Source organism: Nocardia sp. NPDC060249 (assembly GCF_042728755.1).
Classification (GTDB): Bacteria; Actinomycetota; Actinomycetes; order Mycobacteriales; family Mycobacteriaceae; genus Nocardia.
The window spans coordinates 127,153-148,638 of sequence record NZ_JBHXAQ010000009.1 but is presented as its reverse complement, the minus strand read 5'-3'; the positions used below and the strand labels follow the sequence as shown (position 1 = coordinate 148,638).

Sequence of the window (21,486 nt, the reverse complement as noted above, 5' to 3'; positions counted from 1 at the left end):
CACGCTCAGGCGCCGGTGTTCACCGGCGCCTGAGCTATTTCCACCCGCAGACGGACACCGCCCAGCGGGCTGTCGACGAGTTCGGCGGTGCCGGAATGCAATTCGGCCTGCTGGCGAACCAGCGCGAGGCCGAGTCCGGAGCCGGGGGAGCCGGGACGTTTGGCGAAGCGGTCGAAAGCGGTGGGGGACAGGTGCTCCGGAATGCCCGTGCCGTTGTCGTCGATGGTGATCTCGGCGCCGGTGCCGGTGGCCCGTGCGGCGACGGTGACTTCGGTGGCGTGCCCGTGCAGGACCGCGTTGGCGACCGCATTGGTCACGATCAGCATGATCCCGCCGGGCAACCCGTGTACCGGGACCGGATCGCAGGCGGTGAGTGAGATGTCGACGCCGGGATTCGCGCGGCGTGCGTTCTGCACCGCGCGATCGAGGGTCTCGCACAGCTCGAACGGTTCGAACGCGCCGTGATCGGTGAGCTCGCCGACGGCGAGACGTTCGAGATCGGTGAGGGTGCGCTCGATCTGGCCCTCGGCGGCCAGCACATCGGCGAGGACGGCGCCGCGCTGGTCGGCGGGCAATTCGGTGCCGGACAGCACCTGCAGGTCGGTGCGCATGGCGGTGAGCGGAGTGCGGAGTTCGTGGGCGCACACGGCAGCGAAGTCGCGGGCACCGGCCAGTGCCCGGCGGGTCTCGCCGTGCGCGGTCTCGAGGCGCGCCAGCATCCGGTTGATCGCGTCGGAGAGTTCCTCGGCCTCCTTGGCGCCGCGTCCCGAGAGCGGCGGCAACTCGTCGAGGGTGTCGATCTCGTGGGTGGCGGTGGCGAGCCTGCGCAACGGGCGGGCGGCGAATCCGGCCAGCACCCACCCCAATACGGCGGCGACGATCACCCCGGCCACCCCGATGCCGAGGCCGATCAGCTGGCTGCGGGTGATGGCGGCGTCGACGAGTTCGCGATCGGGATCGAGCCGGACCAGCATCCCCGGGACGCCCTGGACCTGGGCGAGCGCGTCATCGGGTGGGGTACCGGGGACCACGATGGTGCGCTCACGCGGTATCCCGGTGGTGGGCAACGGAACCGGGGTCCAGGGTGGCTGCAGTTCGGGTGGCTGCGCGGGCGCACCGTCGTAGCGCTGCGCGATCTGCACCCGCATGCTGGACACGGTCTGATCGAGCTGGCTCGTGCCCGCTACTTTCAGCAGCGCGGCATAGGTCAGTCCGAGGGTGACCGCGACCAGCGCGGCCACCGCCGCCGACACCACCGCGACCCGGACCCGCAGCGACCACGAGGCCTTCACGGCTGATCCCGCAGCACGAACCCGACCCCGCGCACGGTGTGCACCACCCGCGCGACACCGTCGGCCTCCAGCTTGCGCCGCAGATACGAGACGAACACATCGACCACATTGGTGTCGGTGCTGAAGTCGTAACCCCAGACGGTCGACAGGATCTGCTCGCGCCCGAGCACGATCCCGGCATTGCGGGCCAGCATCGCGAGCAGCTCGAACTCCCGTTTGGTGAGGTCGACCGGCGCAGGCCCCGCGTGCACCCGATGCCCGGTCAGATCGATCACCACCTCGCCGACCTGGATCGTGTTGGCCGGCGAGGCGGCGGCGACCGGTCTGCGTCGCAACAGCGCGTGCAGCCGAGCGACCAGCTCGCCCAGATCGAACGGCTTGGTCAGGTAGTCGTCGGCACCACGCTCGAGCGCGGCGATCCGGTCGGTGACCGCGCTGCGCGCGCTGAGTACACAGATGGGGATGTCGTTGCCCATCGCGCGCAGGGCGGTGACCACCCCCACGCCGTCGAGCTCGGGCATGTTCACGTCGAGCACCATGGCGTCGGGCGCGGCGGTTCCCACCAGGGAGAGTGCGCGGGCGCCGTCGGGCGCGGTGATCACCTCGAAGCCCGAGAGCTCCAGGCCGCGCCGCAGCGACGCGAGCACGCGGACCTCGTCGTCGACGACCAAGATCTGCTGTCCCGTCATGCACTCACCCTAGTGTTTTCCGCTGTTCGCGCTGGTCAGAACGGTCGTGCGGGCTGAGCGTCGGCAGAACCGGTTTCCGGCGCCGGGACGGCTTCGGCGAAGCCGCCGGGCGCGGGGACGATGGTCCGCTCACCATCGGCGTGGATCCGCTGACATTCCACAGGTCCGTCCACCGACGGTGCGGGGGTCCCCGGCGCGGTGCGCTCGATGTGGATCCGGCCGGGCCCACCGGGAACAGCGCGTTCGACATGGACTCCGGGCTCGGCGGGCAACGGAGGCAATCCGGGAACGTCCCCACCGCCCGGCGCGGTGCAGATGATCGTGGTTGCCCGGCCGTCGTCGGGGCGCTGGCCCGGATCGGCGGACGCGACGCCCGTCACCGTGGCGGTGATCACGGCGGCACCGCCGAGTAGTGCGGCGGCCTTGACGCGGTGACGGGGGGAGAGTGCGGTCATGATCAGGCTCCTGACTGTGCGTTTCACCGACCTTCTCGGTCGACCGCACCGACGCTAGGACGCCGACCTTCATGCTCCGTTGAGCAATCGTTAGAGTTCTCTGGGGATCGTGCGCGCCCCTGCTTCCCCGGGCTCGCCGAAAGATGTTGCTCGCCATAAGGTGAGCGGGTACCAACCGGCCTGCACGAAATGACAGGCCGATGTCCGGGAAATAGTGTTGGATGGGCCTCACTTCGCCGCTGTTTGTGGTGGGGAACCACAGCGATGCGAGTGTTGGAGCTTTGATGACGGGTGATCTGCCTTTCGATGACGGTGCCGCGCGCGCAGAAGGGCCGGAGGGGTCGGACACGGCCTACCGGATCGCCAACGGCGTGGCCCGGGTGGCCAGGGCCGGCGCCTATGTCACCGGTGGCGCGCTGGTCGCGGCCAACGGGACCACGCGCGAGCCGGGTACCAGCAATGCCGACAGCCGGTACGCGGGCTGGTCGCAGCAGACCGGCAGCACCGACCCGAGCCCGGACGCACCGAGCCCGATCGTGACCTTCCCCGACTTGGCCGTCGAGCCCCCGCCTGCCCCTGTGGTGCCGCACACACCGCACTTCGCGCCGCCGAAGCCTGACGTCTCGCTGGTCGCGGCGACGGACGAATCCGCCCGGCGCCCTGAGATTCCCGGCTCCGACGGTGATCGTGAATTCCGGATCCCCGGCAGCGACGAGCCGTCCAGCGGCATCGGCATCCCGGGCTACGGGCACACGCCGGCCGGACCGGGATACCACGACACCCCGAACCCACTACCCGGCACCACCCCGGACCCCGGCTTCGACCTGCCCGGTTTCGAAGGTCTGCCAGGTCATGGCGATCTTCCCGGTTTCGACCTGCCCGGCGTCGGCAACTGTCTGCCCGGTTTCGACGGTCTGCCGGGCGGTGGCATCGGCATTCCGGGCTACGACGGTCTGCCCGGCAACGGGTTCGGCATCCCCGGCTACGACAGCGTCGGTTTGCCCGGTGGCGATTCGGCCGGTGCCAACGCCGGCGGCATATTCGACGGGATCGGCAACCTCGACGGCGCGTTCGACGGTATCGGTGGCATGTTCGACGGCGTCGGCGCGATGGTGACCACCGACTGGCAGGTCGACGTCCACGTCGGGCTCGACGGCGTGTGGGCCACCTCGCAGATGAAGGTCGACGTGCAGGTCGGTCAGGTCGGCGATCAGCTCGACGACTACGGCCAGTGGCTCGGTGACGGGCTGAAGGTTCCCGGCGACCCGGCAGGCGCCACACCGGCCGGGTCCGGCCTCGGCACCTCCTCGTCCGGCGGAACCGGTCTGGGCAACTCGTCGTCGGGCGCTCCCGGACTGCCCGGTTCGTCCTCGTCGGGCGTCGCCCTGCCCGGCACCGCTGCGCCCGCCCCGGCGCTCGCGGCCCCCGCCCCCGCCATCGCGGCCCCCACGCCTGCGCCGGCGACACCGTTCGCCGCGGCTCCCGCGCACGCTCCGGCCCCGATCGCCCCCGTGCCCGCGCCGGTCGCCCCCGTCGCGCCCGCGCCGGTCGCGGTCAACCCCGTGATCAGCACGCCGTTGCAGACCACCATCCAGCCCGACGTGGCCACCACCCCGATCGCGAATGTGTTCGGCCACCAAGCCGTTTCGCCGCTGACCGCGCCCGCGGCCTCGGTGCCCGCGCTGTTCACCCCGGCTACCCCGACGAAACCCGTTGTGCTGCCCGAAGTCTCCGGTGGCAGCCAGACCCCGACGACCGTGCCGGTGACGGTTCCCTCCAAGGTCCCCACGGTCGAACTCGACACCCCGACGACGGTGAAGGTGCCCACGGTCACGGCCCCGACCACGCCCGACGTCACCAAGGTGCCGATCACCGTGCCGTCGACCGGCCACACCGGCTCGACCGGACCGACCAAGCCGACCACTCCCGACGACGACTTCACCACCAAGCCGGGGACCAGCACCGGCGGCGTGACGACCCCCTCGACCGGTGGGAGCACGCCGACCGTCGATGTGCCCAGCCAGACCACCCCGCACCCGAGCGCGTCGGTGCCCACCCAGCAGCCGACGGCGCCGACGAAGCAGCCGACCATCGATCCGCCCACCAAGCAGCCGACCGTCGACATCGACCCGCCGACGATCGTCACCCCGCCGCCGGTCACCGTGCAGCCGACCGTCGTGCCGGTAAAACCCCCGGTCATCGAGACCAAGCCGATCGCCGCCGAGTTCGACCAGCACGACAGCGGCTACCATGGCGTTTCGGCCGGATTGTTCGATACGGGCATGGGTGGCGGCGATGTGCTCGCTGCCGCGTTTCCCATCGAGCACCATGGGTATGACTTCGTGGTCTGACACGACGATTTCGGCCGTGTCGACGTGACGAGAGTGAGGAACAGGTGTCTGCCGCAGCCGGACTGCAGACCGCGACGGTGAAGCATCCGGATGTGATGGCTCCCGTTGTCGCGCTGGTCGACGAACTGCGGGAACTGGTCCGCTCGGGCGGACGCAACGACCTCGATGCCCGTCTCGGCATGGTGCGGGCCAGGCTCAGCGATCCGCGGGTCCGGATCGTCGTCGTCGGTGAACCGCAGGCGGGGATGAGCACGCTGGTCAACAGCATGGTCGGGTCGCCGGTCAGTGCCACCGAGGGCAAGCCGAGTGTTCCGGTGATCGTCGAATACGGCCAGGCGCCGAAGGCGACGCTGGTGAAATCGGCGCCGGGTGGCCGGGTCGAACGGGTGCCCGTCGACCCGCTGAATCCACTTCCCGCCCTGACCGCGCTCGGTGTGTTGCGCGCCGAGTTCGCCGAGCCGAGTGGGCTGCTGGCCGACGGTCTCGTCGTGATGGACGCGCCCGGTTCGACCGCGCACGAGACGGCCGCCTGGTCGATGATCGCCGCCGCCGATGTCGTCCTCTACGCCGCCGACTCCGCCGCCGAGCTCACCGAGGCGCAGCTGGACTACCTGCGCCGGGTCGAGCGGGTGTGCCCGTCGGTGGTCTGCGTGCTCACCAAGATCGACCGCAACCCGCACTGGTCGCTCACCCAGCGGCGCAATCGCGCGCTGCTCGACGGTGCCGGGCTGAACTTCGCGGTGGCTCCCGTCTCCGGTCTGCTGCATCGAGAGGCCGCCGAGCGCGGCGACCAGCAGCGCGACGCCGAGTCGGGCGTGCCCCAGCTCATCGATCACCTGCGGGAATATGTTGTCGCCCAGGCCGATTCGGTGGCCGTGGCGGCCGCGGTGCGCGATATCGCGCTGATCACCGACCAGCTCACCGTCACCCTGCGGGCCGAGTCGGACACGCTGCGCGACCCGCGCAGGCGCGCCGAGATCACCCAGCGCCTGGCCGCCGCGCGCACCACCGCCGATCAGCTGCGACAGCGCACCGCCACCTGGCAGGTCACCCTCGTCGACGGCAGCTCCGAGCTCAGCGCCGACATCGAACACGATCTGCGCCATCGGTTACGCACGCTGGTCCGCGAGGCCGAGGCCGAGATCACCCGCACCGACCCCGCCCGCAAGTGGTCCGATTTCGCCTCCGAACTGGACGCGCGGATCTGTGAGGCGGTCGAGGAGAACTTCGTGATGGCGCACTATCGCGCCGTCGAACTCACCGAGCAGGTGGCCTCGAAATTCCCGCCCGACAACCGGACTCCGCCGCTGCCCGAACTGCGGCTGACCAATCCCGGCGAGGTGCTCGAGCCGGTGCAGCCGCTGGAACCCCTCGAAAGTGCCAAAGCGGGTGTGGGACAGCAGTTGCTCACCGCGCTGCGTGGCTCCTACGGCGGCATCCTGATGGTCGGTCTGGCCACCAGCCTGTTCTTCGGTATGGCGCTGGTCAACTGGTACTCGGCGGGCGCGGGCGTACTGCTCGGTGTGAACGCCGTGTGGGACGAACGCCGTACCCGCAAGCAGCGCAGACAAGCCGAGGCGAAGGTGGCGGTGGCACGGCTGGCCGACGACGTGATCTTCCAGGTGGGCAAGGAATCGCGCAACCGCCTGCGCTCCCTGCAGCGCGTGCTGCGCGACCACTACACCGAGATCGCCGCCGAAGTGGGCCGCACGGCCGACGAGGCCCTGCGCGCCGCCGAGGAAACGGGCCTGCGCTACGGCGACCACCGGGAACTGCGTATCACCGAGATAGACGCGGGCCTGCGGACGGTGGCGGGCCTTCGAGACCGCGCCGAACGCCTCGTCTACTGAGCAGACGCCGGTGGGCAGAAGCGCCCTTGTCCGGCCCCGGGCGACGGCTTCGGCCACCCGCGCTCATGATCGCTGCGAAGGTGCGTGCGCGGGCTGGAACTGACCCGCGTTGCGCTGGTCCTCGGCCCGGATCACGTGGGTCACGGCGTTGATCAGCGCCAAGTGGGTGAAGGCCTGCGGGAAGTTGCCCAGATGGCGCCCGGTGCGTGAGTCGATCTCCTCGGCGTAGAGGCGCAGCGGGCTGGCCATTCCGAGCAGCCGCTCACACAGATTGGTGGCCCGTTCGAGTTCGCCGATCTCCACCAGAGCCGAGACCAGCCAGAACGAGCAGATCGTGAAGGTGCCCTCCTCGCCTTCCAAGCCGTCGTCGGTGGTCTCGGTGCGGTAGCGCAGCACCAGTCCGTTGACGGTGAGATGTTCGGCGATGGCGAGCACCGTGGCGCGAATACGCGGATCCTCGGGCGGCAGGAAACGGGTCAGCACCACCAGTAGCAGCGAGGCATCGAGCGTGTCGCCGCCATAGGTCTGGGTGAAGACGCCCTCCGGGCTGACACCGAATTCGAGGACGTCGTCGCGAATCTCCTCGGCGACCTCGAACCACTCGGCCGCACGCTCGTGCTGGCCGTGCAACTCCGCCAGCCGGGCACCGCGATCCAGCGCCACCCAGCACATCACCTTCGACGAGGTGAAGTCCTGCGGTTCGCCGCGAACCTCCCAGATCCCGCGATCGGGTTTGCGCCAGTTCGCGATCGCCGCGTGCACGGTGCGTTCGAGCAGCGGCCACAGCGATTCCGGCACCTGCCCGCGCGATTTCACGTGCAGGTACACCGCGTCGAGCATGGTGCCCCAGATGTCGTGCTGGTCCTGGTCGTAGGCGGCGTTGCCGACGCGGACCGGGCGCGCGCCGTCGTAGCCGGACAGATTCGGCAGCTCGTACTCGGTGATGTGGCGTTCGCCGCCGATTCCGTAGAGCACCTGCAGGGGGAGCGCGTCCCCGTTCTCGCCGGTGGTGACGTCGTCGAGGAAGGCGAAGAAGTCGTTGGCCTCGCGGTCGAGTCCGAGGGTGTACAGGCCCCACAGCGCGAAACTCGCGTCCCGCACCCAGGTGTAGCGGTAGTCCCAGTTACGTTCTCCACCAGGGGTTTCCGGAAGCGAGGTGGTCGAGGCGGCGAGCAGCGCACCGGTCGGCGCGTAGGTGAGCCCCTTCAGCGTGAGCGCGCTGCGCTGCAGATAGCTCCGCCACGGATGATCGGGGAAGTCGCCCTGGGTGATCCAGCGCCGCCAGCATTCGGCGGTCGCCCACATCTTCTGGGCCGCGTCGTCGAAGGTGGTGGGCGCGGGCAGTTCCGACCAGGTCAGCGCGACGAACACCTGGTCGCCTTCGGCCATCCTGGTGCGGGCCCGCGCCTCCCTGCCCTCCAGGCCGAGCCGTAGGTCGGTGGTGAGAACCAGCGACGGCCCGGCCTCGGGATCGCTCGACGCCCGCGCGGTCGCCTGCTCGTAGACCTTGCCGGTGTACTCCCATTTCGCCCCGCCCTGGTGGTAGTCGAAGGAGGGCTGGCAACTCATTTCCAGTTCGACCGTGCCGCTCACACACTTGACCGTGCGCAGCAGCATGTGTTCGGCATCCCAATCCATCGGGGTCCGCCGGTGCGTCTTGGACCGGGCGATGTTGTTGTGCCACGGGCCCAGCACCAGCGCGTCGCGCACGATCAGCCAACCGGTTTCGGTCTGCCAGGTGGTTTCCAGGATCATCCCGCCGGGCAGATACCGCCGCGCCGCGGGCACGTTCTTGCCGTAGGGGCCGATCCGGAAGTGCCCGGCGCTGCGGTCGAGGATCGCGCCGAAAACGCTGGGGGAGTCGGGGCGTGGCACACACATCCACTCCACCGAACCACTGCTGGCGATCAGGCAGTTGGTCTCACAGTCGGACAGGAAGGCGTAGTCGTCGATCGGGGGAAACGCGCCGCGACGGCCGCTGGAGGAGACCGGACTCAGAATCGGCAGGCTGTCAGCGCTGGAAGACTCCATACCCCATCATCACGGCGGTGCGGGCGCGCGTCCACCGCTGCGGGCGGCGATCTCGGCGGATCGGCCGGTCGCGGCCGGGAATTCGCCCGCGCCCATGCGGACGGCGAGGGTGCCCACGGAGACCGACTAGGCTGGACGGCGTGCAACGCATCGCAGGTTGGTGGGACGGCTTCGAACTCTGGGTAGCCGGGCTGCCCTTCATTCCGCAGTTTCTCGTGGTGCTGGTCGGCATGGTCCCGATCAGCTTCGCCATCGCCTTCCTGCTCGACCGGAGCCTGCGCATGGCGTTCCGCGTGCTGCGCCGCGACGATCGCGCCGAACCGCCGATGCCGGTCGCTCTCGCCGAACGCCCGACCGTCGGCAGCGGTGCCCGCTGATGCCACGTTCTCGCGTTCAGCTCGCGCTCATCGCCCTGCTGGTCCTGGTCGTCATCGCGTGGTTCTTCACGCGGTAGCCGGCGCGAGCATCAGCCCGCGCCGACCCAGCCGCTAGTTCTTGCGCCAGTCGTCGAAACGTTTGCCCAGGTCCGATACCGTGCGGCCGACTTCCTGACCCACCGTGTTCACCGCCGAGCCCACGTCGCGGCCCAGGTCACGCACCGTACGGACCAGCAGGTCCTCGGACTGGTCGAACGACTCGCGGTAGTGGCGGGTCGCCTCCTTGACCTCGTCGCTGATGCGCGCGTTCTTGTCCTGCTCGCGACGCGGGTAGCTGCCGCCGAGCACCCGCTCGTACTCGCCGGACTGGATCCAGCGGCGCAACTCGGCCGCCCGCAGCACCGAGAACGGGTGCGACTGCAGCTCCAGGTTGAGCAGCTTGAGCACGCCGTCGCGCAGGTCACCCGAGCGCAGGTAATCGTCGGCCTGGTCGAGGAACGCGCCGTGGTTCATCTCGTGCAGCCACGCGCCACCCGCGGTCTTCATGTGCACGCGCACCGACGCCTCCACGTCCTGGCAGCACAGCAGCCCCGCCCGGTCGCCGGACAGCTCCGACTTGCGGCTCCACTCCATCAGCGCCGCCACGATCGCCCGCAGTGCCCAGCCGCCGACCGGCATCCAGCCGACCGAGGCCGACAGCCGCATCAGGTGCATGAGCATCGTGCGATACACCGCGTGCCCGGACAGCGCGTGACCGAGTTCATGGCCGACCACGAACCGCAGTTCCTCGGTGTCCATCAGTTCGAGCAGGCCGGTGGTGAGCACGATGAACGGCTTGTCCATCCCGATGGTGAACGCGTTCACCGACGGATCCTGGAGCACGAACATCTCCGGCGTGGACTGCGCGTCGAGTACGCCGACGCAGTCCGCGCGCAACTGGTGCAGCGTGCGGAACTGCCGATCGTCGACCCGCACGGCGGTCGCCAGATACAGCAACCGGTGCTGACGCTCCCGCAACAATCCCGACAGCGCCCGCAGCACCGTGTCGAAGCCGCTCAGTGAGCGCAGTGCCACGAGCGCGGTGCGGTCGGCCGGGTGTTCCCAAGCGCGCGTGCTGATCTCCGGCAAACGCGTGCGAACCCGGTCTGGAGCCATGGTCATAGGATGAAATCCCCCCTGGTTAGAGAACTCTCGTCGATTGCGATCATCATGGCGCAATCTGCTACAGTCTGCCTGTGTCGTCGAGTGTCGCCCCGCAGATCCGCCATGAGTTGGCGTTGATCGCTGTCGGCAACCTCGCGGTCGCGGACATCCTCTGTCGATGATCGGCCACCGGACTCGTCTGCGCGTTCTTGCCCAGTAGACTGGCGCGCGCTTTCCTTCGCAGTCGTAGTCCGTAACTCCGGGGGCCATCGGGCCCGAGTCGCGCCAACTGTCGTATATCCACGTACGGCAGGTCTACCGATCGACACGATCTTCCCTGCCGCCACGAAAGTCGTTGCGCCGCAGGTCCTTTCCCGAAAGGTTCACCCCGATGTCTCGCAACACCTGGATCGGCTCGCGCCGCCGCGCCGCCGCCATCGCTGTCACTGCTGTCGCCGCGGTCGCGCTGACCGCCTGCGGCGGTGGCGCCAGCGACTCGACCGACGGCGGCGCTACCGTGGCCGACGGCAGCGGGGGCACCCTCAACCTCTACGCCTACGCGGTCCCGAAGCCGGGCTTCGACAAGGTCGTGCCCGAGTTCAACAAGACCGACGCGGGCAAGGGTGTGCAGGTCCAGGCCTCGTACGGCGCCTCGGGCGATCAGTCGCGCAAGGTCAAGGACGGCGCCGAGGCCGACGTCGTGAACTTCTCCGTCGAACCCGACATCACCCGACTGGTCGACGCCGGTCTGGTCGAATCCACCTGGAACGCCGACGCCACCAAGGGCATCCCCTTCGGCTCGGTCGTCACCCTGGTGGTGCGCAAGGGCAACCCCAAGGGCATCAAGGACTGGGACGACCTGCTGAAGCCGGGCGTCGAGGTCGTCACCCCGAACCCGTTCAGCTCGGGCTCGGCCAAGTGGAACCTGCTCGCGCCCTACGCCGCCAAGAGCGACGGCGGCAAGAACCAGCAGGCCGGTCTGGACTACCTGTCGCAGCTGGTCTCGCCCGAGCACGTGAAGGTGCAGCCCAAGTCGGGCCGTGAAGCCACCGAGACCTTCCTGCAGGGCACCGGCGACGTGCTGCTGAGCTACGAGAACGAGGCCATCTTCGCCGAGCGCAACGGCGACCCGATCGAGCACATCAACCCGCCGGTCACCTTCAAGATCGAGAACCCGGTCGCGGTGCTGAAGAACTCCAAGAACCTGGCCAAGGCCACCGCGTTCCGCGACTTCCTCTTCACCGCCGAGGGCCAGAAGGCGTGGGCACAGGCCGGCTTCCGTCCGGTCGATCCGAAGGTCGCCGCCGAGTTCGCCAAGGACTTCCCGACCCCGGCCAAGCTGTGGACCATCGATGACCTCGGTGGCTGGAAGGCCGTCGACAAGGATCTGTTCGCGCAGGGCACCGGCAAGGTCGCCGTCATCTACGACAAGGCCACCAAGTAGGCCGTGACCCGGCTCACACGCGATACTGGACAACTGTGACTGACAGCAGTGGGCCCGCCGGGACCGGGGACAGCTCCGATCCCGGCGGCGCCGTGAAACTGGACAAGAAGCCGCCGACCTCGCGCGGACCTCGCTGGGCCTGGCTGCGCGTCACCGGGTCGGTGGGTCCGTTCGGCATCGGCGTCGCCGTGCTGTGGCTCAGCATCATCGTGCTGCTGCCGCTGGCGGCGCTCACCGTGAGCTCCTTCGAGGACGGCTGGTCGGGCTTCTGGGACGCGGTCACCGCGCCCGCGGCGCTCGACTCGCTGCGCATCACGGTCGGCGTCTCGGTGATCGTCGCCGTGATCAATGTCGTGATGGGCACCCTCATCGCCTGGGTGCTGGTGCGTGACGAGTTCCCCGGCAAGGGCATCGTCAACGCGCTGATCGATCTGCCGTTCGCGCTGCCGACGATCGTGGCCTCGATCGTGCTGCTCTCGCTCTACGGCCCGAACAGTCCGATCGATGTCCACCTCAATGCCAGTCAGCCCGGCCTGATCGTCGCGCTGGCCTTCGTCACCCTGCCGTTCGTGGTGCGTTCGGTGCAGCCGGTGCTGATCGAGGTCGACAAGGAAGTGGAGCAGGCGTCGCTGTCGCTGGGCGCGAGCAACTGGGTCACCTTCCGCCGCATCGTGCTGCCCACGCTGGCCCCGGCGATCATCTCCGGCGGCGGACTCGCCTTCGCCAGGGCGATCGGTGAGTACGGCTCGGTGGTGCTGATCGGTGGCAACATCCCGCGCGAGACCCAGATGACCTCGCAGTACATCCAGCAGCAGATCGAGGTCGACCGGCCGATCAACGCGGCCGCGGTGTCGGTGGTACTACTGGCGATCTCGTTCGTCAGCCTGCTCGTGCTGCGGATCCTCGCCGAACGCACCTCGCGCAAGGAAGAGGCGGCTCGATGAAACTGTCCGCGTTCACCAGGATCTCACTGCGCACGGTCGCGCTGGGTTACCTGCTGATCCTGCTGGTGCTGCCGCTGGTGATCATCCTGCTGCGCACGTTCGAACGGGGGATCGGCGCGTTCATCGACTCGATCACCACGCCCGCGGCCATCTCGGCTTTCCAGCTGTCGATGATCATCGTGCTCATCGTGGTGCCGCTGAACGTGGTCTTCGGTGTGGTGACGGCGCTGGCGCTGGTCCGCAGCAAGTTCCCCGGCCGCAGCCTGATGCAGGGCATCGTCGACCTGCCGTTCGCGGTGTCGCCGGTCGTCGTCGGTGTGTCGCTGATCCTGCTGTGGGGTGCGGGTGGCTGGTTCGGCGGGCTGGAATCACTCGGCTTCAAGGTGATCTTCAGCCTGCCCGGCATGGTGATCGCGACCATCTTCGTCACACTGCCGTTCGTGGTGCGCGAGGTGGAGCCGGTGCTGCACGAGATCGGTGACGATCAGGAGCAGGCCGCGGCCACCCTCGGCGCATCGCGCTGGCAGACCTTCTGGCGTATCACTCTGCCCGCCATCCGCTGGGGCCTGACCTACGGCGTCGTGCTCACCGTGGCCCGCGCGCTGGGCGAATTCGGCGCGGTGATCATGGTCTCCACGGCGCTGCCCGGCAGATCCCAGACGCTCACCCTGCTGGTGCACGGCCGTTATATCAACGACCACAACACCTTCGGCGCCTACAGCGCGGCCACCCTGCTGATGGGTATGGCGCTGATCGTCCTTCTCCTGATGACTCTCCTCGAACGCAAGCGGGGCACCGAATGATCACCGTGACCAACGCGCGCAAGAACTACGGTTCCTTCGCCGCCCTTGACGATGTCAGCATCGATATTCCCGCAGGCCAGCTCACCGCCCTGCTCGGCCCGTCGGGCTCGGGCAAGTCGACGCTGCTGCGCTCGATCGCCGGCCTCGAATCCCTCGACTCGGGCGTGGTGGTGATCGCGGGCAACGACGTCACCCACGTGGCGCCGCAGAAGCGCGATATCGGCTTCGTGTTCCAGCACTACGCCGCGTTCAAGCACATGACCGTGCGCGACAACGTCGCCTTCGGCTTGACCATCCGCAAGCGGCCGAAGAAGGAGATCGACAAGCGCGTCGACGAGCTGCTCGGCATCGTCGGCCTCGACGGTTTCCAGCACCGGTACCCGGCGCAGCTGTCCGGCGGTCAGCGCCAGCGCATGGCACTGGCCCGGGCACTGGCCGTCGACCCGCAGGTGCTGCTGCTGGACGAGCCGTTCGGCGCGCTCGACGCCAAGGTGCGCACCGATCTGCGGCAGTGGCTGCGCAGGTTGCACGACGAGGTCCACGTGACCACCGTCCTGGTCACCCACGACCAGGAGGAAGCCCTGGATGTGGCCGACCGGATCGCGGTGATGAACAAGGGCCGCATCGAGCAGGTCGGTTCGCCCGAGGAGGTCTACGACCGGCCCGCCAACGAGTTCGTGATGTCGTTCCTCGGCGCGGTCGCCCGGCTCAACGGCCACCTGGTCCGCCCGCACGACATCCGCGTCGGGCGCGATCCGAGCATGGCGATGGCCGAACACGAGGGCACCGCCGAATCGGCGGGCGTCACCAGGGCCACGGTCGAGCGGATCGTGCGTCTCGGTTTCGAGGTGCGTCTGGAACTGCGCAATGCCGCGACCGGCGACCAGTTCGCCGCCCAGGTCACCCGCGGTGATGCCGCGGCGCTGCACCTGACCGAGGGCGAGACGGTGTACGCCCGCGCCACCCGGATCCCGGACCTTCCGCTGTCCTGATCCACCCAGCAACGACCGGGGCCCCGCGACACCTGTCGCGGGGCCCCGGTCGTTGTCGAGGTGTTCGCCGGGGGGACGCGAGCGGTCCGGCGGGCGTGAACGGCGCAGGGTAACCGGTACCGGCGGTTCGCAGGCCGGTTCGACGCGCTCGCCAGGACAACTATTTTTCGTGTCTCCGCGCGGACCCTCGAAGACTGTGCATGACGCAGTGTCACAGGTAGAAGCATTTTTACTGGCGAGTAGCTTCCTCAGCAGGGCTTTCGCCACGCCGGACACGCGAAATTCGGCATGGCATGGAGTTGACGTGACTCGGTGTAGGTGTAACCATTGGAAACAGTAAACGTCCCTAGAGGAGAGGCAGTGACGACGATGTCTGCGCCCACCACCCCTGACGTCGATCCTGTAGTCGCGGAGGCTCAGGCGTACGCCGAGAAGTTGCTGATGCTGTCCGAGGCATCGGTCGATCGCCACTTCGACCCGTTCGAGGACATCGACTGGGACGCCCCCGACTTCGACCCGAACTGCAAGCCCGAGCGCTGGGTCCTGGTGACCTCGGCCGACCCGATCGGTCGCCACCCCTGGTACCAGGCGCTGCCGCTGGATCAGAAGATCGAGATCGGCAAGGTCCGTCAGGCCAACGTGGCCAAGGTCGGCCTGCAGTTCGAGGCCATCTTGATCATCGGCATGATGCAGCACATCTTCAACCTGAAGAACAACGACCCGGAGTTCCGGTACTGCTCGCACGAGATGATCGAAGAGCACAACCACACTCTGATGTTCCAGGAGATGGTGAACCGCGTCGCCGATGTGCCGGGCATGAACCCGCTGGTGCGTCAGTTGCGCCACCTGGCCGCTCCGGCCGGTGCGCTGTTCCCGAACTTCTTCTTCATGGCCGTGCTCGCCGGCGAAGAGCCGATCGACCACATCCAGAAGGACATCCTGCGCTCGGGTGACGACATCCACCCGATCATGCGCGGCGTGATGGCGATCCACGTGGCCGAGGAGGCTCGCCACATCTCCTTCGCCCACGAGTTCCTGAAGAAGAATGTCCCGGCTCAGCCCGCGTTCAACAAGGCCGTGCTCTCGATCGCGATGCCGATCATCATGTTCGTGCTCGGCCGCGCCATCGCGACCCCGCCGAAGACCTTCTTCAAGCAGTTCGACATGCCCGCCGACGTGCGCAAGGAACTGTTCTACGGTTCCAAGGAGTCCAAGCGGACCTTCGCCGACTACTACGTCGACGTGCGCGCGCTGGCCGAGGAGATCGGTCTGATGAACCCGATTGCCCGCAGGGTGTGGAAGCTGCTCGGTATCGACGGCCCGTCCAGCCGCTACCGCTCGGAGCCCAAGCGCTCCGCGAAGCACGCCGCCTGAGACGATAGCAATATGCCATATGTCGTTACCCAGTCATGCTGTAGTGATGCCTCGTGCGTCTACGCATGCCCGGTCAACTGTATTCATCCCACCCCGGATGAGCCGGATTTCCGTACCGCAGAGATGCTCTACGTCGATCCGGCGGCCTGCGTGGACTGTGGTGCCTGTGCCACCGCATGCCCCGTCGATGCCATCACCTCGTCGAAGAAGCTGACCGACGAGCAGAAGCCGTTCATCGAGATCAACGCCGACTTCTACCGCGTGCAGCGGGACCGGCCGACGTTGGCCGCACCGGTGATGCCGCCCGCGATCGACACGCAGCGTTCCCCACTGCGGGTCGCCATCGTGGGATCGGGACCGTCGGCGATGTACGCCGCCGACGAGCTGCTCACCCAGCCGGGCGTCGCGGTCACGATGTTCGATCGTCTGCCGCAGGCCTACGGCCTGGCCCGCCTCGGCGTCGCGCCCGATCACCAGCACACGCGCAAGGTCGCGGATCTGTTCGACATCATGTCCAAGCAGGACGACTTCGGTACCTACCTCGATGTCGAGATCGGCAAGCACATCAGCCATGCCGAGCTGCTCGAGCACTTCCACGGTGTGATCTACGCCGTGGGCGCGTCCTCGGATCGCAAGCTGGGCATTCCGGGCGAAGGTCTGGCGGGCAATGTGTCGGCCACCGACTTCGTCGCCTGGTACAACGGCCATCCCGACCATGCCGAGGACCGGTTCGACCTGAACCAGAAGCGGGTCGTCATCGTCGGCAACGGCAACGTCGCTCTCGACGTCGCCCGCATCCTGACCGTGAATCCGGCGCTGCTCGCCGGCACCGATATCGCGCCGTACGCGCTGAAGGCACTGCGCGAGAGCAAGATCGAAGAGGTCGTGATCCTGGGCCGTCGTGGTCCGGCCGAGTCGGCGTTCACCGTGCCCGAGTTCGTCGGGCTGCTGGCCGCCGATATCGACATCGCGATCGAGGGTGAGCTGCCCGCGGTGACGCCGGATCTGCCCTACAAGGTCGAGCAGAAGCTGCGCCTGCTGCACAGCGTCGCGAATCGCCCGTTCGGTGCGCGCAAGCGCATCGTGTTCCGGTACCTGTCTTCGCCGGTGGAGATCGTCGGCACCGACACGGTGACCGGGGTGCGGGTGGAGCGCAACGAGCTCGTCGCCGATGCCGAAGGTCGCGTGGCCGCCACGCCGACCGGTGATACGACGCTGCTCGAGGCCGGTGTCGTGCTCACCTCGGTCGGCTACCGAGGGGTGCCCACCGCTGATCTGCCGTTCGACGACGCTCGTGCGGTGATCCCGAACGACGCGGGCCGGGTCCTCGCCGCACCCGGTGGCGACGTCTTCCCCGGCACGTATGTGACCGGCTGGATCAAGCGCGGCCCGACCGGTTTCATCGGGACCAACAAGTCGTGTGCGCAGGAGACCGTGCAGCAGCTCGCCGATGATTTCAACGGCGGCAGGCTGCGTGAGCCCACGCGTGACGCGTCCGAGTTCGACCGTCTCGTTCGCGCCCGTCGCCCGCAGGCGGTCGCCCGCGGCGCCGCGGTACAGCGGGAACGCTCGGTGAAGCGGCTGTTCGCTCGCAGCTGATCGACAAGCACAGGCCCGCGACGTCACTGGGAGACGTCGCGGGCCTTTTGCGTGCGCCTACTGTGCGCTGAAGCCGCTGTCCGCGGCGATGGCCGCATCGGTGACGGATTATGCCCCGCTGCGCGGGAGCCGAGAACCACGGCGGCCCCTCCGACGCGACTCGCAGTGCGACCGCCTTGCCGATGTCGGCGAGTGCGACCTGGTCGGCCTGAGTGGACATGTGTAGTGCCTTCTTTCCTTGGTGTTTCGACCATCCGGCCGGTGTCTGTCCGCCCTTTCGGTCAACCGGCGTGCGCGGGGCCACGCCGATGGGATTCGGTCGCTGCGTTGACGTGTCAGTGAAAGCGGGTCAACTCCGAAATAGGGGAATGTGATTCGTCGCCAGTGAAATCGCGTCGGCAGTAAATGAATTGGTTACCGGTCGGTAAGTGCGCTGAATGGCCGGGATAACAAACTCGAAGAATGTATTCAAGGGGAGCCCTGTCCGATTACTCGCAGGTAGCTGCTTCTCGGAGTCTGCGAATCGACGAGAGTCGTTCAGGGGGGTGGATATTTGAGCTTCAAGCACCTCACCTGCATGAATCACCTTGTGGTGACGCAGGGTTGCGGATTCCGTATCAATCCGGCAGCAATTCGCGGATGTCCCAGTTAATCTAGGCGAGCTGTTTGGAAGACGACCGCGGCCACATGGTGCGCTCGCGTGCTGGACGTGGTCACGGTGCGTTGACGGGATAGCAAAAACATGACCAGAGGTCTGGGCTTGAGTATCGGTGCGGTCAATGCGATTTCGGCGGTAGTCGCCGACGATCCGGCCAAACCGGCGGTGCGCACACGACGCACCGCACTGACATTCGACGACACGGGCAGGCCCCGTATCGGCGCGATCAACGAATTCGCCTCGGCGATCACGGATTTCGCGGATCTGACCCGCGAGCCCGAGCCGATGGTGATGGGCGGACGGTTCTACTCGGCGACCAACCTGATCGCCGCGGTGGTCACCGGTCTGATCGAGCTGGCCGAACCGCCTGCCGGAATCGTCTTGACCTATCCGGCGGTCTATACGGGCAAACAGGTTTCGTTACTCGGCCAGGCGCTGCATCTCGCGGGCGCCGGTGAGGTCCTGTTGGTGCCGGAACCGGTCGCCGCCGCGGAATGGCTGGAAGTCGATCGCGGTCCACTGGAACCGGGCTTCGTGCTCGTCTACGACCTGGGCGCCACCAGCCTCGACCTCACCGTGCTGCGCGTCGGTCCCGACTGGCCGCACCACCCGATGGTCGGCACGCCCACGCGGTCCACCGATTTCGGTGGCAAGCCGCTCGGCGAGATGGTCGCACGCTACGCGGGCGACCCGCGTCCGGGCCGCGCTACCCAGACCCTCACCTCCATGGTGAACATCGACGCGCTGCGCGCCGAACACATCCGCGACACCTTCCCGCTGGTCAGCAAGAGCGTGTCCGCGGCGGGGCTGCGGCTGGCCGACCTGTCGCGCATCCTCGTGGTCGGCGGTGCCTCGCGCCCGCCCGAAGTCGCCCGCACCCTCGCCGAACTCGGCGTTCCGCTCGTCACCGTCGCCGACCCCGGCCAGGTGATCGCCTCGGGCGCGGCGGGTTTGGCCGCTCGCACCTTCGCGCCGGAGCAGCAGACCGGTGGCCCGGTGCCGCACGTCGCGGTGTTCTCCAGCGCGGCAGTCGTTTCCGCGCTCGCCATGTCGGCGATGACCGTGTTCGGCAGCCCCTTCGATCCCGGCCTGATGCCGGTCCTCGACCGGTTCCCGGTCTTGGCCGCCCCCGCCGACGCGTTGCTCTACGACATGAGCGCCGACCTCCTCGCGGCCCGAACCGCAGGTCTGGTCAGCGATGTCGACACGGTCAACGGCCGTATCCGGGTGGCGGGCATCGCCGCGGCCCGCAGCGCCTACGAGAACTTCATCGCTCCCGCGACCGCGCCCGGCGGCACATCACGCCCCGGCGGAAGCGCCGACCGTGGCGCTCCCGGCCACCAGGGCGTCAACAACGACTGCAAGTCGCCGCTGCTCGCCCGCACCACCTACGGCGACCCGGCCCGCTTCATCAACCCCCTACCCTTCGGCCAACAAGCCGCCTATCCCCGGACCGCGCCGACCAACCCCGGCGCTCCCGAACTTCCCCACGGCCCGACCCCTGCCCCCGGCACTCCGGAAGGACCGGGCGCGCCGACCTCTCCCGGCGCTCTTCCCGCGGTAGGTACCGCGCCGTCGCCGGGCACTGCGCCGACGGACGGCACGTCCACGCCGAGCACGGGCGGCGTCACGGTCGAAGTCGGAGGATCGGCCCAGACCGGTGGCACCGGCACGACACCGTCCAGCCCTGGCACCTCGACCGGTGGGGCCGGGGGCGGAACGCCGACCGGCGGTACGACTGACGGTGGTGCCGCAGGCGGCTCAACCGGTAGCGAAACTACGAGTGGCACCGGCACTTCCGGTGGAACGTCGGGTGGTGGCACATCCGATGGTGGTGCATCGAACGGCGGCAGCACCGGCGGCGGTGGATCTGACAGTGGTGCGTCCGATGGCGGCGCTGCTGGTGGTGGCGCGTCGGGTGGCGGTGCGTCCGGTGGCGGTGCCTCGGGCGGCGGTGCCTCGGGCGGCGGTGCATCAGGTGGCGGTGCGTCTGGCGGCGGTGCCTCGGGTGGCGGTGCATCAGGTGGCGGTGCGTCTGGCGGTGGTGCGTCAGGCGGTGGATCTGATAGTGGTGCGTCTGGCGGCGGTGCGTCGGGCGGCGGTGCATCAGGCGGTGGATCTGACAGTGGTGCGTCTGGCGGCGGTGCGTCGGGCGGTGGTGCATCAGGCGGTGGATCTGATACTGGTGCGTCTGGCGGTGGCGCCTCCAGTGGTGGTGCGTCAAGTGGTGGTGCGTCCTCCAGTGGCGCATCGTCAGGTGGTGCATCAGTCGGTGGCGCTTCCTCGGGAGGTTCCAAAGGCGGCGCATCGTCAGGCGGTTCTACCGGCGGCGGGGGTGGCGGCGGTGGCGGGGGCGGCGGCTCACGCCGCTGACCGATCGGTCGCGCCCGCAGCGCGGCTCGCGGCGGACGGGGGACTCTTCCTGCTGACGCGTTTGCCCGTGCCCAGACAGTGGTCCTGGTCGCGGTCGTTCGGTGGCTGTGCTACTTGCTGATCGCTCGCGCCTATGTCGCGAACTCGCTGCGACATAGGCGGTCTTGCCACGAGAGCCGGTTTCGCGGTCTGCTGCCACGGCGGTGCGTTCACTGCGGTTCGCACCGGCCGGTCGCCGATAGCGCTGGACTGAAACCGAGATAGGTGTCGGTGGTTGCGGGCACAATGGGGCGGTGGGTTCAGCTGGGGGAGCGCCGAAGCTGATTGCGCTCGATGTGGATGGCACCCTGCTGACGACGGGGGTCGATATCAGCGCGCGCGTGGGGGCAGCGGTGCGGGCGGCGGTGTCGGCGGGTGCGCATGTGGTGGTGACCACCGGGCGAACGTTGCTCACCACGCGTCCGGTGCTGAGCGAGCTCGGCCTCGCCGAGGGTCATGCGTTGTGTTCCAACGGCGCTGTGCACATCGATGTGGCGCGGGGCGAGCCGGTCGCGGTCCAGTCGTTCGATCCGGGGCCTGCCGTCCTCGCGTTGCGCGCCCTGTTCCCAGCGATGATCTTCGCCGCGGAACAGGTGGGCGTCGGTACCTGGGCGACGGGCCACGGGCCGGGGGAGTTCTCGATCGGCGACTTCCAGCTCGTCGACCACCGCACGCTGAGTAGTGTGCCGACCCCGCGCCTCAACGGATGGTGGCCCGACGGCAGCCCCGACGAAATGCTGCGCCTACTGGAAACGTTCGATGTGCCCGACGCGTCCTGGGTGCACGGCGAGTACGGCCCATGGCTCACAGTTTCCCGGCGTGGTGTGTCCAAAGGCTGGGCGCTGGAACAACTTCGGCTGATTCTCGGCGTTGAGGCCGAGGCCACCCTGGCCATCGGCGACGGCTTCAACGACCTCGAGATGTTGCGCTGGGCAGCACATTCGGTAGCGATGGCGGGCTCGCCCGATCCGGTGCTCGCCCTAGCCGACGAGGTGACCGGGGACGTCAGCGAGGACGGCGTGGCCACCGTCCTCGAGCGCTGGTTCGTCTGAGTTCCGTGCACTCTCAGCGT

General features: G+C 68.4%; 17 protein-coding genes. 12 read left to right on the top strand and 5 right to left on the bottom strand.

Annotated features, from left to right (window positions below; translation table 11 throughout):
• Window positions 1-5 precede the first annotated feature (5 nt).
• From ACFWFP_RS26910 to ACFWFP_RS26900, 3 genes are read right to left on the bottom strand one after another with little or no spacing between them, the layout of a single operon-like run.
• Window positions 6-1,292, bottom strand: coding sequence for an ATP-binding protein (locus tag ACFWFP_RS26910; protein ID WP_379299496.1), 1,287 nt, complete (start codon window positions 1,290-1,292; stop codon window positions 6-8).
• Window positions 1,289-1,981 carry a response regulator transcription factor gene (locus ACFWFP_RS26905; RefSeq protein WP_379299494.1) on the bottom strand — a complete coding sequence of 231 codons (693 nt, stop codon included), beginning with the start codon at window positions 1,979-1,981 and terminating at the stop codon, window positions 1,289-1,291. The genes ACFWFP_RS26910 and ACFWFP_RS26905 overlap by 4 nt, the downstream gene beginning before the upstream one ends.
• A gap of 35 nt (window positions 1,982-2,016) precedes the next feature.
• Window positions 2,017-2,436, bottom strand: coding sequence for a hypothetical protein (locus tag ACFWFP_RS26900; protein ID WP_379299492.1), 420 nt, complete (start codon window positions 2,434-2,436; stop codon window positions 2,017-2,019).
• Window positions 2,437-2,720: 284 nt separating this feature from the next.
• Between ACFWFP_RS26900 and ACFWFP_RS26895 the strand changes: the two genes are divergently transcribed.
• Together ACFWFP_RS26895 and ACFWFP_RS26890 are read left to right on the top strand one after the other, a co-directional pair.
• Window positions 2,721-4,787 (top strand): hypothetical protein, encoded by a 2,067-nt coding sequence (locus tag ACFWFP_RS26895; RefSeq protein ID WP_379299490.1) that lies wholly within the window; start codon window positions 2,721-2,723, stop codon window positions 4,785-4,787.
• Window positions 4,788-4,831: 44 nt separating this feature from the next.
• The gene (locus ACFWFP_RS26890; RefSeq protein WP_379299488.1) at window positions 4,832-6,637 is read left to right on the top strand and encodes a hypothetical protein; all 1,806 of its coding nucleotides are present in this window, start codon (window positions 4,832-4,834) and stop codon (window positions 6,635-6,637) included.
• A 63-nt stretch (window positions 6,638-6,700) separates the two neighbouring features.
• Here the strand turns inward: ACFWFP_RS26890 and ACFWFP_RS26885 are convergent, their stop codons facing one another.
• A complete protein-coding gene (locus ACFWFP_RS26885; RefSeq protein WP_379299486.1) occupies window positions 6,701-8,668 on the bottom strand; it encodes a glycoside hydrolase family 15 protein in 1,968 nt (655 codons plus the stop codon).
• A gap of 140 nt (window positions 8,669-8,808) precedes the next feature.
• Here ACFWFP_RS26885 and ACFWFP_RS26880 point away from each other — a divergent pair, with 140 nt between their 5' ends.
• Window positions 8,809-9,045: a hypothetical protein gene (locus tag ACFWFP_RS26880; RefSeq protein ID WP_379299484.1), complete on the top strand. Its 237-nt coding sequence runs from the start codon at window positions 8,809-8,811 to the stop codon at window positions 9,043-9,045.
• A gap of 111 nt (window positions 9,046-9,156) precedes the next feature.
• Here ACFWFP_RS26880 and ACFWFP_RS26875 read toward each other — a convergent pair whose 3' ends face one another.
• Window positions 9,157-10,206, bottom strand: a complete 1,050-nt coding sequence (locus ACFWFP_RS26875) for a M48 family metallopeptidase (protein WP_379299482.1) — start codon at window positions 10,204-10,206, stop codon at window positions 9,157-9,159.
• 74 nt (window positions 10,207-10,280) lie between these two features.
• Between ACFWFP_RS26875 and ACFWFP_RS26870 the strand changes: the two genes are divergently transcribed.
• The 9 genes from ACFWFP_RS26870 to ACFWFP_RS26830 all read left to right on the top strand — a co-directional run bounded on the left by ACFWFP_RS26870 (window position 10,281) and on the right by ACFWFP_RS26830 (window position 21,466).
• Window positions 10,281-10,370 (top strand): Ms4533A family Cys-rich leader peptide, encoded by a 90-nt coding sequence (locus tag ACFWFP_RS26870; RefSeq protein ID WP_019045829.1) that lies wholly within the window; start codon window positions 10,281-10,283, stop codon window positions 10,368-10,370.
• Between the two features lie 209 nt (window positions 10,371-10,579).
• Window positions 10,580-11,632 (top strand): sulfate ABC transporter substrate-binding protein, encoded by a 1,053-nt coding sequence (locus ACFWFP_RS26865; RefSeq protein WP_379299480.1) that lies wholly within the window; start codon window positions 10,580-10,582, stop codon window positions 11,630-11,632.
• A gap of 92 nt (window positions 11,633-11,724) precedes the next feature.
• Window positions 11,725-12,576: a sulfate ABC transporter permease subunit CysT gene (gene cysT / locus ACFWFP_RS26860; RefSeq protein WP_379299571.1), complete on the top strand. Its 852-nt coding sequence runs from the start codon at window positions 11,725-11,727 to the stop codon at window positions 12,574-12,576.
• Entirely contained in the window at window positions 12,573-13,379 is an 807-nt protein-coding gene (cysW, locus tag ACFWFP_RS26855) for a sulfate ABC transporter permease subunit CysW (protein WP_378927607.1), read from the top strand. The genes cysT and cysW overlap by 4 nt, the downstream gene beginning before the upstream one ends.
• Window positions 13,376-14,371, top strand: coding sequence for a sulfate/molybdate ABC transporter ATP-binding protein (locus ACFWFP_RS26850; protein WP_379225005.1), 996 nt, complete (start codon window positions 13,376-13,378; stop codon window positions 14,369-14,371). Before cysW ends, ACFWFP_RS26850 begins: the two co-directional genes overlap by 4 nt.
• Window positions 14,372-14,740: 369 nt before the next feature.
• Window positions 14,741-15,745: a diiron oxygenase gene (locus ACFWFP_RS26845; RefSeq protein WP_379299569.1), complete on the top strand. Its 1,005-nt coding sequence runs from the start codon at window positions 14,741-14,743 to the stop codon at window positions 15,743-15,745.
• Between the two features lie 12 nt (window positions 15,746-15,757).
• Entirely contained in the window at window positions 15,758-17,344 is a 1,587-nt protein-coding gene (locus ACFWFP_RS26840; protein ID WP_379299478.1) for an FAD-dependent oxidoreductase, read from the top strand.
• Window positions 17,345-18,086: 742 nt separating this feature from the next.
• Entirely contained in the window at window positions 18,087-20,375 is a 2,289-nt protein-coding gene (locus tag ACFWFP_RS26835; RefSeq protein ID WP_379299476.1) for an Hsp70 family protein, read from the top strand.
• Between the two features lie 293 nt (window positions 20,376-20,668).
• On the top strand, window positions 20,669-21,466 hold the full coding sequence (locus ACFWFP_RS26830; RefSeq protein ID WP_379299474.1) for an HAD family hydrolase: 798 nt from the start codon (window positions 20,669-20,671) through the stop codon (window positions 21,464-21,466).
• Window positions 21,467-21,486: the final 20 nt, after the last annotated feature.

Bases quoted from the DNA above. Each gene is read 5' to 3' on its own strand.
- ACFWFP_RS26875 (WP_379299482.1), bottom strand. From the start codon at position 10,206: ATGACCATGGCTCCAGACCGGGTTCGCACGCGTTTGCCGGAGATCAGC.
- ACFWFP_RS26840 (WP_379299478.1), top strand. From the start codon at position 15,758: ATGCCATATGTCGTTACCCAGTCATGCTGTAGTGATGCCTCGTGCGTC.
- ACFWFP_RS26850 (WP_379225005.1), top strand. From the start codon at position 13,376: ATGATCACCGTGACCAACGCGCGCAAGAACTACGGTTCCTTCGCCGCC.
- ACFWFP_RS26865 (WP_379299480.1), top strand. From the start codon at position 10,580: ATGTCTCGCAACACCTGGATCGGCTCGCGCCGCCGCGCCGCCGCCATC.
- ACFWFP_RS26885 (WP_379299486.1), bottom strand. From the start codon at position 8,668: ATGGAGTCTTCCAGCGCTGACAGCCTGCCGATTCTGAGTCCGGTCTCC.
- ACFWFP_RS26835 (WP_379299476.1), top strand. From the start codon at position 18,087: ATGACCAGAGGTCTGGGCTTGAGTATCGGTGCGGTCAATGCGATTTCG.
- ACFWFP_RS26900 (WP_379299492.1), bottom strand. From the start codon at position 2,436: ATGACCGCACTCTCCCCCCGTCACCGCGTCAAGGCCGCCGCACTACTC.
- ACFWFP_RS26895 (WP_379299490.1), top strand. From the start codon at position 2,721: ATGACGGGTGATCTGCCTTTCGATGACGGTGCCGCGCGCGCAGAAGGG.
- ACFWFP_RS26905 (WP_379299494.1), bottom strand. From the start codon at position 1,981: ATGACGGGACAGCAGATCTTGGTCGTCGACGACGAGGTCCGCGTGCTC.
- ACFWFP_RS26845 (WP_379299569.1), top strand. From the start codon at position 14,741: ATGTCTGCGCCCACCACCCCTGACGTCGATCCTGTAGTCGCGGAGGCT.
- cysW (WP_378927607.1), top strand. From the start codon at position 12,573: ATGAAACTGTCCGCGTTCACCAGGATCTCACTGCGCACGGTCGCGCTG.